The 14,731-nt window shown below is 42.0% G+C and carries 16 protein-coding genes; 11 read left to right on the forward strand and 5 right to left on the reverse strand.

All coding sequences use genetic code 11. The annotated features are described in order from the left end of the window. Positions 1-95: 95 nt before the first annotated feature. Positions 96-1,103 (reverse strand): tryptophan--tRNA ligase, encoded by a 1,008-nt coding sequence (trpS, locus tag IGK85_RS07580; RefSeq protein ID WP_005236112.1) that lies wholly within the window; start codon positions 1,101-1,103, stop codon positions 96-98. A gap of 267 nt (positions 1,104-1,370) precedes the next feature. Between trpS and IGK85_RS07585 the strand changes: the two genes are divergently transcribed. The 8 genes from IGK85_RS07585 to cbpB all read left to right on the forward strand — a co-directional run bounded on the left by IGK85_RS07585 (position 1,371) and on the right by cbpB (position 7,790). Continuing rightward, positions 1,371-2,108, forward strand: coding sequence for an amino acid ABC transporter ATP-binding protein (locus tag IGK85_RS07585; RefSeq protein ID WP_008381909.1), 738 nt, complete (start codon positions 1,371-1,373; stop codon positions 2,106-2,108). An 18-nt stretch (positions 2,109-2,126) separates the two neighbouring features. Beyond that, positions 2,127-2,936 carry a transporter substrate-binding domain-containing protein gene (locus tag IGK85_RS07590; protein ID WP_008381907.1) on the forward strand — a complete coding sequence of 270 codons (810 nt, stop codon included), beginning with the start codon at positions 2,127-2,129 and terminating at the stop codon, positions 2,934-2,936. 11 nt (positions 2,937-2,947) lie between these two features. Next, a complete protein-coding gene (locus tag IGK85_RS07595; protein WP_005226186.1) occupies positions 2,948-3,595 on the forward strand; it encodes an amino acid ABC transporter permease in 648 nt (215 codons plus the stop codon). 17 nt (positions 3,596-3,612) lie between these two features. Then, on the forward strand, positions 3,613-4,269 hold the full coding sequence (locus IGK85_RS07600; RefSeq protein ID WP_005236107.1) for an amino acid ABC transporter permease: 657 nt from the start codon (positions 3,613-3,615) through the stop codon (positions 4,267-4,269). A 230-nt stretch (positions 4,270-4,499) separates the two neighbouring features. Further along, entirely contained in the window at positions 4,500-5,315 is an 816-nt protein-coding gene (gene racE / locus IGK85_RS07605; protein ID WP_008381904.1) for a glutamate racemase, read from the forward strand. Beyond that, the gene (rph, locus tag IGK85_RS07610) at positions 5,316-6,668 is read left to right on the forward strand and encodes a ribonuclease PH (RefSeq protein WP_008381902.1); all 1,353 of its coding nucleotides are present in this window, start codon (positions 5,316-5,318) and stop codon (positions 6,666-6,668) included. After that, entirely contained in the window at positions 6,665-7,177 is a 513-nt protein-coding gene (locus tag IGK85_RS07615) for a metallophosphoesterase (protein WP_008381900.1), read from the forward strand. Before rph ends, IGK85_RS07615 begins: the two co-directional genes overlap by 4 nt. 109 nt (positions 7,178-7,286) lie before the next feature. Further along, a complete protein-coding gene (gene cbpB, locus IGK85_RS07620) occupies positions 7,287-7,790 on the forward strand; it encodes a cyclic-di-AMP-binding protein CbpB (protein ID WP_008381899.1) in 504 nt (167 codons plus the stop codon). A gap of 34 nt (positions 7,791-7,824) precedes the next feature. On the opposite strand, the gene IGK85_RS07625 is transcribed toward cbpB, so the two are convergent. Together IGK85_RS07625 and fabI are read right to left on the reverse strand one after the other, a co-directional pair. Then, positions 7,825-8,742: a mechanosensitive ion channel family protein gene (locus IGK85_RS07625; protein ID WP_008381898.1), complete on the reverse strand. Its 918-nt coding sequence runs from the start codon at positions 8,740-8,742 to the stop codon at positions 7,825-7,827. Positions 8,743-8,889: 147 nt separating this feature from the next. Continuing rightward, on the reverse strand, positions 8,890-9,645 hold the full coding sequence (fabI, locus tag IGK85_RS07630) for an enoyl-ACP reductase FabI (RefSeq protein ID WP_429972214.1): 756 nt from the start codon (positions 9,643-9,645) through the stop codon (positions 8,890-8,892). Between the two features lie 206 nt (positions 9,646-9,851). Here fabI and fabZ point away from each other — a divergent pair, with 206 nt between their 5' ends. Continuing rightward, positions 9,852-10,292, forward strand: a complete 441-nt coding sequence (gene fabZ / locus IGK85_RS07635; RefSeq protein ID WP_005226178.1) for a 3-hydroxyacyl-ACP dehydratase FabZ — start codon at positions 9,852-9,854, stop codon at positions 10,290-10,292. Between the two features lie 51 nt (positions 10,293-10,343). On the opposite strand, the gene IGK85_RS07640 is transcribed toward fabZ, so the two are convergent. Then, complete coding sequence (locus IGK85_RS07640; protein ID WP_008381897.1) at positions 10,344-11,093, reverse strand: peptidylprolyl isomerase; 750 nt, start codon at positions 11,091-11,093, stop codon at positions 10,344-10,346. 182 nt (positions 11,094-11,275) lie between these two features. On the opposite strand from IGK85_RS07640, the gene IGK85_RS07645 reads away from it, so the two are divergent. After that, on the forward strand, positions 11,276-12,367 hold the full coding sequence (locus tag IGK85_RS07645; protein WP_008381896.1) for a DUF871 domain-containing protein: 1,092 nt from the start codon (positions 11,276-11,278) through the stop codon (positions 12,365-12,367). Positions 12,368-12,544: 177 nt separating this feature from the next. After that, positions 12,545-13,495, forward strand: coding sequence for an alpha/beta hydrolase (locus IGK85_RS07650; protein WP_087664158.1), 951 nt, complete (start codon positions 12,545-12,547; stop codon positions 13,493-13,495). Between the two features lie 50 nt (positions 13,496-13,545). Here IGK85_RS07650 and gap read toward each other — a convergent pair whose 3' ends face one another. Continuing rightward, a complete protein-coding gene (gene gap / locus IGK85_RS07655) occupies positions 13,546-14,556 on the reverse strand; it encodes a type I glyceraldehyde-3-phosphate dehydrogenase (protein WP_042890377.1) in 1,011 nt (336 codons plus the stop codon). Positions 14,557-14,731 lie beyond the last annotated feature (175 nt).

The raw sequence follows: 14,731 nt of genomic DNA on the forward strand, positions 1-14,731 counted from the left end.
TCGTGAAATCTAACACAGAGTTTGTACATAGGTTTTGCATGAAAGAATTCATTCCGATTTGTAAACAAAAAAACAAGCCGTAAAGGCTTGTTTTTTTAAGCAAAGTAATTGATGCCCATTGCATTTTTGACTTCAGCTAACGTCTGAGCGGCAACTTGTTCAGCTTTTTCACTACCAAGTTTTAGTAAGTTCATCACTTCACCGGGATCTTTTGCAAAAGCTTCACGGCGTTCACGAATCGGTGCAAATTCGGCTTCTAGAACATCGATCAAATAGCGTTTGATTTTGACATCGCCTAATCCACCACGGGTGTAATGTTCTTTTAATTCAGCAATTTTTTCTTTTTCGGTACCAAATACATCAAGATAAGTGAAGACCATATTGCCTTCAACTTGTCCGGGGTCGTTGACATGAATGTGATTTGGGTCCGTGTACATGCTCATCACTTTCTTTTGTAATACATCGGCTGGATCAGCTAAGTAAATGCCGTTGTTCAATGATTTGCTCATTTTCCCGTTCCCATCGATCCCCGCTAAACGTCCCATGCCTTTTGGCGGTAAAACCGCTTTTGGTTCGACTAATACTTCACTATACGTAGAATTAAAACTATGCACGATTTCTTGCGTTTGTTCCAGCATTGGTTTTTGATCTTCGCCGACTGGGACTAAATTTGCTTTAAAAGCGGTGATATCCGCTGCTTGAGAGACAGGATAGATGAAGAAACCAGAAGGAACGCCTTCACCAAATTTTTTTTGTTCAATTTCGGCTTTAACGGTTGGATTGCGTCGTACTCGAGCAACACTGACTAGATTGAGATAATACATCGTCAATTCAGAGAGCTGAGGGATTTGCGATTGAATAAACATCGTTGTTTTTGCTGGATCCAATCCAACGGCTAAATAATCCAAAGCAACTTCTAAAATATTCGCTGAGACCTTCTCAGGTGTTTTCGCATTATCTGTTAGTGCCTGCATGTCAGCGACCATGATATAAAGCTGATTTTCAGGGTCAGCTTGCATTTCGACCCGTTTTTTTAAAGACCCCACATAATGGCCAAGATGCAATTTGCCAGTTGGGCGGTCGCCAGTTAAAATCGTATTCACTTTTTTTCCACCTTTTCCTTTGTTATATGGTTTATCTTACCTTTTTTTAGCAAAAGAAACAACCGGTTCTCCTTGTGATCTGATGGGGTGAGAAAAATTTTCATGGACAAAAACCTCACATCAAAGTAAAATAGCACTTGTCTTTTCAGAAATAAGGGGGGAACATTGGAAAAGAACCTTTACAAATGAAAAAAGATTGAGCTATAATATGAATCAAATCTTTCCAATTACTCATTTAATTTTAAAAAAAGCTAGGAGTGTGAATCAATGGCAATGATCGAATTTAAGAACGTAGAGAAATATTACGGAAAGTTCCATGCATTAAAAAACATCAACCTTGAATTTGAAAAAGGTGAGGTCGTTGTTGTTATCGGGCCTTCAGGATCTGGTAAAAGTACAATGCTCCGTACGATTAATGGTCTAGAAACCATTTCAGGTGGTCAATTATTGGTCAATGGTAAGAACTTGTTTGACAAAGATGTCAAAATGACAGAAATTAGAAAAAACATCGGCATGGTGTTTCAACATTTCAACTTGTATCCAAATAAAACCGTGTTAGAAAATATTACGTTGGCACCGATTAAAGTATTAAAACAAAATGAGCAAGAAGCCATCAATTTGGCGGAAAAACTTCTTGATCGGGTAGGGATGTTAGATAAAAAAGATTCCTATCCTTCCATGTTATCCGGCGGACAACAGCAGCGGGTCGCAATTGCCAGAGGGCTTGCGATGAAACCAGAGATGCTGCTTTTTGATGAGCCAACGTCAGCATTGGATCCAGAAATGATTGGTGATGTATTGGATGTCATGAAAAAAATTGCCAGTGAAGGTATGTCCATGATCGTTGTTACCCATGAAATGAGCTTTGCCCGTGAAGTAGCAGATCGAATCGTCTTTATGGCGGAAGGACAAGTCTTAGAAGACCGGCGCGATGTCGATGGATTCTTTGATGCACCAAGAGACGAACGTGCAAAACAATTCTTGAGTAAAGTCACAAATCATTAAGCAATAGGAGGAACCCTTATGAGAAAGAAAATATTTTCCTTTCTAGTCTTAGCCTTTGCCCTTGTGACTTTCTCAGGTTGTAAAGGACAAAGTGCCGCAGATATCGATATTTTAGAAAACAGCAAAGAGACGAATCAGATCGTTTGGGGCGTAAAAAACGATACCCGTCTTTTTGGATTGATGGATATCGCGACTAGAGAAGTACGGGGATTCGATATTGATATCGCTCGTGCAATCACTGAGAAAATTTTAGGTCGTGATGGCAATGCCATCTTTGTTGAAGTTACCTCAAAAACCCGGATTCCTCTTTTGAAAAACGGCAACATCGATGCAATCATCGCCACGATGACTATCACGGAAGAACGTAAAAAACAGGTCGATTTTTCCGATGTCTACTTTGATGCAGGTCAATCTTTATTAGTTGCCAAAGACAGTCCTATTCAAGGGATCGAAGATTTGACCGCAGACACCACTGTATTGGTCGTGAAAGGCTCTACCTCAGCTGTGAACATCCGTGAAGCAGCACCAGAAGCGCAAATTTTAGAACTTGAGAATTATGCGGAAGCCTTTACTGCTTTACAATCTGGTCAAGGGGATGCTATGACCACGGATAATGCGATCTTATTAGGGATGGCGAGTGAAAATCCCAATTACCATTTAGTTGGCGAAACTTTTACAGAAGAACCTTATGGGATTGCCATCAATAAAGGACAAAAGCCGTTTCTTGATGCAGTGAATCAAGCCTTGCGGGAAATGCGTGAAGATGGAACCTATGATGAGATATACAACAAGTGGTTCCCTGAAGACGAATCAGGAAAAGTAGAGTAGGAGGAAACTGAATGGTTGAATTATTTCAAACGTATACCGGTCAGTTTATTGAAGGCTTTAAATACACAGTCATGGCGAGTTTGATCGCACTGTTTTTTAGTCTTTTGATCGGAACCTTAATGGCAATTTTTCAGTTGTCAGACAATCGCCTCATCAAAGGGATTGCCAAAGCGTATGTTGAGTTTTTTAGAAATATTCCCTTATTGATCATCGTGATGTTCTTTTATGTCGTTGTGCCAATGTATTGGGTTTCTTTTGACGGTTTTCAAGCGGGAACGATTGGCTTAACGATCTATACATCGGCATTTATCGCTGAGACGATCCGGTCAGGGATTCAAACGGTTCCTAAAGGCCAGATGGAAGCTTCCTTGTCTTCTGGTTTTACGTACAGCCAAGCGATGCGTTACATTATTTTGCCTCAGGCTTTCAAGATCGTCGTACCGCCGTTAGGCAATCAATTTATCAATCTTGTTAAAAACTCATCAATTTTGGCGATGGTCGCAGGATTAGATATTATGTATCAAGGGGATTTGATCGCAAGTGAGACCTTCAATACATTCGATACGTATATCATTGTTGGTCTTTTCTATTTGATCATTACCCTACCATTGTCTTATTTGATGGTTTACTTGGAACGGCGTTGGGCTGTCCGCTCATAGAAAGGAGCTAACGAACTATGGATTTTTTTGAAGCTTTTTCAGCGATTAACATTCGCTTCTTGATCGATGGCTTGCGGGTAACAGTTGAAGTGTCGATCCTATCGATTTTATTTAGCTTTATTATCGGAGGGATCGCCGGCATTTTGCGCTTCAGCTCGATCCCGGTCTTTTCGAAAGTATTAGGTGTCGTGATCGATGTTATTCGTAACTTGCCTTTGCTCTTGATCATCTTTTTCACTTACTTTGCATTGCCGCAGATCGGTATCCGCTTTAATATTTTTTGGTCAGCGGTTGTGGCGTTGACGATTTTTGAATCAGCGATGCTCTCTGAAATCTTTCGTGCTGGTTTGAATGCTGTGCCAAAAGGGCAGATGGAAGCTGGTTTGTCTACAGGGCTAAGCTATGTCGAAGTATTGCGGAGCATCGTCGTGCCACAGGCATTTAAAGCGATGTTGCCAGCAATCGTCAGTCAGTTGATCTCTTTGATCAAAGATACGTCATTAGCCGTGATTATTTCTTTACCAGAGCTGACTCATCATGCTCGAATCATTTATGGTCAAAATACAAACTATGTTTTGCCTATGTTTTTGGCAATGACTGTTTTATACTTTTTGGTTTGTTATGCCTTGTCATTGCTTTCTGGCTTTTTGGAAAAACGTCAGTACGATTACTAAAAAGAATAATCGACAAAAACATCCCCACGATCGGTCTTTTACCCATGCAAGTGCAACTTGTGGGTTGTGAGCCAATCGTTGGGGCTTTTTTCTTTTTGACCGTTTCGTATTTTTTGGGAAAGCTTTTTTAGCAAACGAAAGGAATACTTGAAAAATAGACAAAAAAAGTCCAAAATGAATAAGAGAGAAAAACGCACCAAACTCTTTTTTTCATGTAAAGGATGGAAACTATGACAAACAACAGACCAATTGGTTTTATCGATTCTGGTGTTGGTGGGTTGACGGTCGTCAAAGAAGCAATCAAGCAATTACCCAACGAATCGATTCTTTATCTGGGAGATACAGCCAGATGCCCGTATGGTCCGAGACCTGCTGAGCAAGTTATCGCGTATACGTGGCAAATGACCCGTTTTTTATTAGAAAAAAACATTAAAATGTTGGTGATCGCTTGTAATACAGCGACAGCGGTCGCCCTTGAAGAAATCAAAGAAAAACTAGCGATCCCGGTGATTGGCGTGATCCTGCCCGGTAGTCGAGCAGCAGTCAAAGCAAGTAAAAACCAGCGAATCGGTGTCATCGGAACAAATGGAACGATCAAAAGCGACTCTTACAAGCGCGCTCTTCATGGCAAAGCGCCCCATGCGTCAGTCGTCAGTTTGGCTTGCCCAAAGTTTGTGCCGATCGTAGAAAGCAAACAATACCATAGCTCGGTCGCCAAGAAAATCGTGGCAGAAACGTTGCGTCCATTGAAAAACAAGCGGTTAGATACAGTGATTCTGGGCTGTACTCATTATCCTTTATTGCGCCCTTTGATCCAAAATGAATTAGGCGCCCATATCCAGCTGATTGATTCAGGGGCAGAAACGGTGGGGGAAGTCAGTACCTTGTTGGACTATTTTTCCATTGCAGCAACGAGTCAGGACGATCCGCATCCGCAACATGCATTCTTTACTACTGGTTCACCGAAAATATTTGATGAGATCGCCAATGATTGGCTTGATTTAGATACGATCTCATCGATTCACACTGATTTAGGAGGCTTTTAAATGCGACATGATGGCAGAAAAGAAACAATGTTAAGACCAGTCAACATTCAAACCAACGTCTACAAACACCCCGAAGGATCGGTTGTGATCTCTTTTGGTGACACAACCGTGATTTGTTCGGCAACGATTGAAGATCGGGTCCCTCCGTTTTTACGAGATACGGGAAAAGGCTGGGTCACAGCCGAATACAGTATGCTCCCACGAGCGACCAACACTCGTAATCGTCGAGAAAGTGCCAAAGGCAAGCTTTCTGGTCGTACGATGGAGATCCAACGGCTGATCGCTCGTTCCTTACGAGCCGTAGTTGATTTAGAAAAATTAGGGGAACGTAGTATCGTCGTCGATTGTGATGTCGTCCAAGCGGATGGCGGTACCAGAACAGCCAGTATTACCGGCGCTTTTGTCGCGTTGCGTTTAGCTATCGATACCTTGTTGCGTGACAAAGCATTGACCGAAGATCCAATCAAGGAGCATTTGGCAGCAATTAGTGTCGGGATCTTACCAGATGGTACCTGTGTGACTGATCTCGATTATCAAGAAGATTCTTCAGCTGCTGTTGACATGAATTTGGTGATGACGGAATCTGGTCGATTTGTCGAATTGCAAGGAACTGGGGAAGAAGCGACCTTTGATGGTCAGCAGTTGAATGAGATGCTGATCTACGGAAAAACGGCTATCGAAGAATTGATCGCCTATCAAAAAGAGGCACTGTTTTTACCAGATGAACCCCCTTATGAGATTCCCGAAAAAACGATTGTCATTGCTACAGGCAATCCAGGAAAAGCCAAGGAGTTTAAAGCCGTATTTGGCGCAGCAGGTTACGATGTCCGCACCTTAAAAGACTATCCTTCCTTGCCGGATGTTGAAGAAACCGGCACCACCTTTGAAGAAAATGCCCGCCTTAAAGCGGAAACCATCGCCAGAATTTTGGGAAGACCGGTGTTAGCTGATGACTCAGGACTGAAAGTCGATGCATTAGGGGGTCGACCAGGGGTGTACTCTGCTCGATTTGCTGGTGAGCAAAAAAGTGACGCTGCCAATAATGCAAAATTACTTTATGAATTGACGGATGTCGAAGATGACAAGCGCAGTGCTCAATTTCACTGTACGTTAGTTTTCGCAGCGCCAGGAAAAGAGAGTTTGGTGGTTGAAGCTCAATGGCCGGGAAGAATCGGCCGTATCCCCCGTGGAGAAAATGGGTTCGGTTACGATCCATTGTTTATTCCTGATGGTTCAGAGCAAAGCGCAGCCCAAATGAGTCAAGAAGAAAAGAACCGAGTCAGCCACCGTGGTCTAGCAATCAAAAAGCTGCAGGAACAGTGGCAGGAGTGGTTAGAAGGAGAAAATGTATGAAATATTTAGTTGTCAGTGACAATCATTCAGATCGTGAGATTCTTGTTGATCTTAAAAATGAATTCGAAAATCAAGTCGATTTATTCCTGCACTGTGGGGACTCCGAACTACCTGACACAGACCCTTTGTGGGATACTTTTCAAGTCGTTTGCGGCAATTGCGATTATGGCGGTGATTTTCCCAATGAGCGTATCATCAAAACGCCGCTGGACACCATCTATATGACTCATGGCCATTTGGCAGATGTCCGTTTTGGTGTAACGAAATTAGGGCTGCAAGCGCAACAAGCCGATGCCTCGATCGCACTGTTTGGTCACACGCATCAAATTGCTTGTGAGAAAGTTGGGAATCGGCTTTTCTTGAATCCCGGCAGTATTTCCCAACCGCGAGGGCAAATTCAAATCAAAAGCTTTGCGATTATCGAAAGTACGCCAGAACAATGGGCAATCCAATACTATGATCGTTCCTTTCATAAAGTCCCTGAGCTAGCTTTTGTTTTCACACGCTAAGTAAGCGGAATCAAAAAGTAAAAATTTCATTATAATTTTGCAGGTTTCTACTTTCTATTCTCATTTTCAAGTAAAATAGAAGAGTAGCTGTGAAATGGAGGCAATTAGATTGATAGGACAGACCGTAGAAAAAATATTACTCGAGAATCAAGAAAATTTCTTGGTGCCGGCAGAGAATGTGGCATCGGTATTTTATAACCACCCTTTGAGTCACGCATTGCTTGTTTTATCAAAAGTGGGCTATTCAAAGATCCCAGTACTAGATAGTGAGGACCATTTAGTCGGCTTAATCAGCCTCTCAAACATCGTAGAACGAATGATGGATCTCACTGGCTTCAGTATGGAAAATATTGAAGGGCTGACTGTGGCAGATGTCATGGAAGTCAATGTGAATTGCATCAAAGAAAACGATGAGTTGGAAAGTATGCTGCATTTGTTAGTAGATCAAGCATTCTTGCCGATCGTTGATGATGACAATGTCTTTGTTGGGATTATCACCCGCAAAGAGATTTTAAAATCCGTCAATCATTTGGCGCACGAAATTGAAAGACGCTATTTGCTGATTTCTAAAGAAGATGCCCCAAAGGTGACAGATGAACTGCATGTGGTATAGAAAAAAGGTTATCCCAGCTTCGGGATAACCTTTTTTAAATACCGACGATCGGCGCATTGGGGATCGTATAGCCTTTGGCAGTTAAAGCATCGATCGATGCGGCCAAAAATTCCTCTTTGATTTTCCATTGCGTACCGTTGGTCACATACATGGTCGTACGAATTGCAAAGTTGTTGTTCCCTAGATCCACTAAACCGAAGACCGTAGGGGCCGTTTGAATCTCTTCTTCATGCTGCTGAGCAATCTGTTCATTGACTTCTTCAATGATGGCACGTATTTCATCTAAGCCTTCAGATGGTAAGATACGTACGTCGACCACGACTTGCATATTGGCTCTTGATGTATTACTGATGGTCGTGATGTTACGATTTGGGATATAATGAACGGTTCCATCGACGGATTTTAATTGAACAGTCCGAATACCGACTGCCGTCACCGTACCTTCAAGCGTCAGATTGGTCAAGCGGACGTAATCACCAACATTGATTTGTTGCTCGGTAATAATAAAGAAGCCAGTAATCAAGTCGTTCATAAAACCTTGGGCGCCTAAACCAAGTGCGACACCGACGACTCCAGCACCTGCTAATAGAGAGCCTACAGGTACGCCGATGGTTGAAAGGAGTGCATAGACCAAAAAGAAGCCTAATGTGTAATGAACCGTATTGCGGATCAGGGTATGGATCGTGTTGATTCGACTCACATTGAAACTGGCTTTTTTTTCATAGGAACGATAGATCCGATCGATGATCATATTGCTTATTTTCAATAAAATACCGAATAGGATACATAAAAAAAGCAACATCAATGCTTTTTGAATCAGTAGACCAATGATCGATTCCCAGTCGATGGACGCCCACCATTTTTGCAACGCATTGAGCTGAGCAGCTGCTGGTTCGGTAATGCTGGAACCACTTGAATCGGTCGTGCTAGCTGCGAGTAGCAGTTGTTTCATAAAATCCCTCCAAGTCTTACTGCATCTATTTTAACGAAGATAAAATAGAAATGCAAAGGAGGTTTTCTGAAATACCTGTTTTTTTCAGAAAAAGCCTGCTCAGCCAACGGGTAGGCAAACAGCAGACTTTTCTATGACAATCATTGATTAAGATAAATGAACGCCTTTATCAACAAAAATCACTTCGCCGATAATCCCGCTTGATAAAGGACTGATCAAGAAGGCACAAGCATTGCCGACTTCTTCAATCGTCACTCCAATATGATCTGGTGTTCGATCCTCTGACAATTGGATCAGTTTTTGATAGTCTTTTACACCAGTTACTGCCAGCGTCTTGATGGCGCCAGCTGAAATCGCATTGACACGGATCTTTTGCGGTGAAAGTTCGGCAGCTAAATAGCGAACACTTGATTCCAAAGCAGCTTTCGCAATACCCATCATGTTGTAGTTTGGTACTGCCCGTTTGGCACCTAAGTAGGAAAGGGTAACGATTCCAGCATTTTCAGCTAAGATTGGTTTGGCATATTTAGTGACGGCAATCAATGAATAACTGCTGATGTCTTGCGCCAAAGCATAACCGTCACGAGAAATATTCAAAATGTCGCCAGAAAGATCTTCTTTATTAGCATAAGCGACGGCATGGACGACACCATGGATCTCTCCAGCATATTCTTTGATTGTATCAAAGGCGGCAGCAATGCTTTCGTCATTAGCGACGTCACACTCCACTACAAATTCATCAGATTCCAATAAGCGCTCTAAAGGCTTCTTCATGCGGTCGTTTTGATACGTGTAGATCACTTCGGCTCCTTGTGCTTTTAATGCTTGTGCACAGCCCCAAGCGATACTGCGTTTGTTGGCAACGCCCATGACGACAACTTTTTTACCGGTTAAAAAACTCATAATTCCACTCCTTAATTAATTCAACAATAATAAAATACGTATAATGACAAATAGTAAATCAAACTATCTTGATTTCTAATTATTAAGCATAATTGTTTGATTGTCAAACTATTTTTTTCTTAATAAATATTTAGTTGCGAATTCCGCTGAACTATGATACTTTGATAATCAAACTATAATAAATTCTTAAGCAAGGAAGGGAAACCATGAAAAAACTATTGACTGAAACAGAAGTCATGGATTTGATTCCAAATCGCTACCCAATTATATATATTGATTATGTCGATGAAATCGAGTCTGGCAAAAAGATTATCGCAACGAAAAATGTTACCATCAACGAAGACTTTTTCCAAGGTCATTTTCCGGGAAATCCAGTAATGCCGGGTGCCTTGATTTTAGAAACATTGGCACAAGCAGGGTCGATCCTGATCTTGAAATCCGAGGAATTCCAAGGTAGAACGGCGTATATCGGCGGCATCAACAAAGCCAAATTCCGTCAAAAAGTTGTTCCGGGAGATACTATGAAACTTGTTTTTGAGATCACCAAAATCAAAGGCTCCGTTGGAACTGCTGATGCGGTAGCGACAGTGGATGGCAAAAAAGCTGCTGAGTGCGAATTTACCTTTATCGTAGGCGACCAAAAGTAAAAGAAAACCGCTGAAATTCCCGAGTATCGGAGACTTCAGCGGTTTTTTTATTTATTCTTTGGCTTCTTGTAAGACCTTGATCGTTTCGATCTTCACTGGCTCAACCGGTTGAGAATTCTCACCATTGCCAGAGTCTTGGGTTTCTGCTTGCGCAATTTTATCTACGACATCCATGCCTTCGATCACTTGACCAAAAACGGTATAGCTACCGTCCAATTGTGGTGTTCCACCATTTTTGTAGGCTTCGATGATTTTTTCAGGATAGTGTTGGATCGCTAGACCGTCGGATACGTCTTGATCATTTTGAACGATGTAGAATTGACTGCCTTGGCTGTTTGGCGCACTTGATTTTGCCATTGCCAATGCGCCTCGCAAATGATAAAGCTGGTTCGAGTATTCTTCGCCGAATCCTTCGCCCCATATGCTTTCTCCGCCAGTGCCATCACCATTAGGGTCGCCCCCTTGGATCATAAACTCTTCTACGACACGATGGAAAGTCAAGCCGTCATAATAACCATCTTTGGCATGGGTCAAAAAGTTTTCGACTGCTTTGGGCGCAATCTCTGGGAAAAGTTTGATTTTGATCGAGCCTTCTTCCGTCACCATTTCAACTAAAGCTTCATTCTCTTGCACATCCGTTGATAATTGCGGCAATTCCAGGGCATTCAAGTCAACGGATTCTGAGGTCGACGTGCTTTCTGCCGAATTGCTTGATGAGGGATCGGTGGTACTTGAACCTGTACAAGCAGCTAATAATAAAAGGCTAGCAGCTGCTGTCAGTGTGAATAGGATTTTTTTCATTCTTTCATTCCTTCCAGTTTTCTTAATGATAATCATAACAAAAAAGAGACATAGAAGAAAGCGCAGATTTTGTGGAATGAGAAAGAAACAGGCGGAAAGGTGTAGACCACTTTTTAGATGTTTGCTATAATGAAAGAGGATTCATTATAATAAACGGATAGAATTTACAGGAGGTTTTTTTGATGGGAAAATTAGGGATATCGATTTATCCAGAGCGCTCAACGTTTGAAAAGGACAAAGCGTATTTAGACTTGGCACACAAATACGGCTTTAAACGGGTATTTACCAGTTTGCTGCAAATCAACGATGACAAAGAAAAAGTCTTGGCAGACTTTAAACAAGTCGTGGATTATGCCAATCAGTTAGGAATGGAAGTCATGGTAGATATCAATCCTGGTTTATTCGAACAGCTAGGTATTTCTTATGATGATTTATCCTTCTTTGATGAGATGGGCGCTTACGGTGTTCGGTTAGATATTGGTTTTACTGGTTCAGAAGAAGCCAAAATGACGCGTAATCCTTACGGGATTAAAATCGAAATCAATATGAGCAGTGGTACGAGCTACGTGGATAACATCATGAGTTATTCGCCTAATACTGAAAATTTACTAGGCTCGCATAACTTCTATCCTCATCGCTATTCAGGGTTGGGCTTCGACCATTTCGTTTTTTGTTCGGAAAAATTCCGCAAATACAATTTAAATACGATGGCTTTCGTGAATTCTCACGAAGCTGATTTCGGTCCATGGCCAACACAAGATGGTTTATGCTCTTTGGAAGATCATCGTGATCTGCCACTAGCTACGCAAGTCAAACATTTAGTGTTGACTGGCTTGATCGATGATATCTCTGTTGGAAATGCCTATGCTTCAGAAGAAGAATTAGCAGCAATGGCTGAAGCGTTTCACGCGGATTATCCGACATTAAGAGTCGATGTCGTTGACGGAATCACTGAAGATGAACGAATTTGTCTCTTCGATAATCTGCACAGCTATCGAGGAGATCGTTCGGAATACATCTTGCGTTCAACGATGACGCGGATCTATTATAAAGACAAGGAATTTCCACCTCATGATACCCGTGATATGGTAAGAGGGGATGTCTTGATCGATAATGCTGGCTATGGACAATACAAAGGGGAGACGCAAATCGCCTTGAAAGCAATGAAAAATGATGGTCGAGTCAATGTCGTTGGTAAGATCGCTGATGAGGAACTATTCTTATTAGAATTTTTGAAACCTTGGTCAAGTTTTAAATTGGTCGAAAATAACTAATTACCACGAAAATCAACCATTGTCAACAAAGATTGTTGGCAATGGTTTTCTTTTTGGGCGCTTGCGATTGACAAACATGAGCAAAAAACGGTAATTTATGTAGTGGGTTCTTTCCTTGAGGAATGACGAAACCATAATAATATTATGTAAACTATATAACAAGAGGACGTGACAAGTGTGAAATTGCGCTGGAAGATTGCCATCGGAGTGGCTGTATTAGCAATTGCAGGATTAGGGTATGCAGGAAACTATTTTTACGATTATGCGGTGGTTCCTTCAGAAAAAGATTTTTTGGAAGGAGATACCCCTGGTACGGATGAAAATCAGACAGGAAATGAATCGCAAAATTGGTTTACAGATCCAGCAAATCGTGAGATGTGGCAGCTGACTTCTGAAGATGATTTAAAATTATCCGCCATTTATCTACCGGCGGAGGAGAAGAATCGAGGAAAAACGGCGATCATCGCGCATGGCTACATGGGGAATGCAGAAACGATGGCGGACTATGCTAAGATGTATCATGATTTAGGCTATAATGTCTTGGTTCCAGACGCTCGAGGGCATGGTCAAAGCGAAGGAGATTATATTGGTTTTGGGTGGCACGAACGTAAGGATTATCTGCAATGGATCGATGAAGTACTCGCAAAAAATGGTCCTGAAGAAACGATCACTTTGTATGGCATCAGTATGGGGGCTGCCACGGTAATGATGACCAGTGGGGAAGACTTGCCGAAAAATGTCACTTCTATCATTGAAGATTGTGGGTATACTAACGTCAATGAAGAATTGGGTTATCAACTCGATCAATTGTTTGGTCTACCGGCCTTTCCATTGATGAATGTCACTAGTCTTGTCACAAAAATCCGAGCGGGGTATTTCTTCGGTGAAGCAGATGCAGTCAAACAACTGCAAAAGAATACGCGTCCGATCTTTTTTATCCATGGCGATGCGGATACGTTTGTTCCTTATTCGATGCTGGATATTTTGTATAACGCGACCGATGCACCAAAAGAAAAGTGGGTTGTTTCAGGTGCCGAGCATGCGAAAAGCTACAAAACAGATCCAGACCTTTATAAAGAAAACATTGCAGCTTTTTTGGACAAATACGATCATCCAGCAAGTGAATAAAAAAGTGCCGGTTCTAAAAAAGAACCGGCACTTTTTGCTTGACCTTTAGCTTATAAACGAGCAAATTCTTCTAGCAAGCGAATCATTTGGCAAGTAAAGCCGTATTCATTATCATACCAAGCGACGGTTTTCACCAGTTGGAAATCGCCAGCAGTGGTTACTTCTGTTTGTGTCGGATCAAAGATAGACCCTTGAGTGGTACCAATCACATCTCCAGAGACGATTTCACGGTCATCGTAACCGAATGACGGATTATCGACGGTGTGTTTTCTGATCGCTTCATTGACTTCATCGGCGGTTACTTTGGTTTTCAAAATTGAGACTAACTCTGTTAAAGAACCATCGACGACCGGAACCCGTTGGGCGTGGCCTTGTAATTTGCCATTTAATTCTGGGATAACCAAACCGATTGCTTTGGCGGCACCCGTTGAGTGAGGGATCGTGTTGTCAGCAGCGGAACGAGCGGCTCTTAAGTTTCCGCCTTTTACAGGACCATCCAATAGCATTTGAGTAGAAGTATACGCATGAACCGTCGTCATCGTACCAACTTCGATCCCGAATTCCTCATTTAAAAAGTAGGCCATTGGAGCTAAGCAGTTGGTCGTACAAGAACCTGCGGATATGATAGTATCATCCGGTGTTAACGTGTCTGAGTTGACATTGTAAACGATCGTTTTCATATTACCAGCTGGTGCGGAGATAACGACTCGTTTGACACCTGCATCAAGATGGGCCTGGGCTTTTTCTGCGGAAGTGTAAAAACCCGTACATTCTAATACGATATCGACGCCATTTTCTTTTGCCCAGGGGATTTTGCTTGCGTCTGGTTCAGCGTACACTCGGGTCTCTTTGCCATCGACAACGATAGCATTATCCGTTGCAGTAACAGTTCCAGGGTACGTGCCGTGGGTCGAGTCAAATTGCAATAGATGTGCTAACATTACGGGGCTTGTTAAATCATTGATTGCCACAACTTCAATATCGGCAGAAACTTCTCTGATCCTACGAAAAGCCAAACGTCCAATTCGTCCAAAACCATTGATTCCAACTTTTACTGTCATTTCTTGTTTCCTCCTTTGATTGTGTACTGGTACACTTAAAAGTTTGCTACGATTTCCTGTGACTGTCAAAGAATAACCCTTAAGAATTCGCGATTTCTTACGGAAACCCATGAGAAAAGATAGACAAAAGGCGTTTCGGTCGTTACAATAAAATAGACTTTCTTATTAGAGAAAT

The organism is Enterococcus sp. AZ015, from assembly GCF_050499225.1.
In the GTDB taxonomy this organism is placed as follows: domain Bacteria; phylum Bacillota; class Bacilli; order Lactobacillales; family Enterococcaceae; genus Enterococcus_D; species Enterococcus_D entomosocium.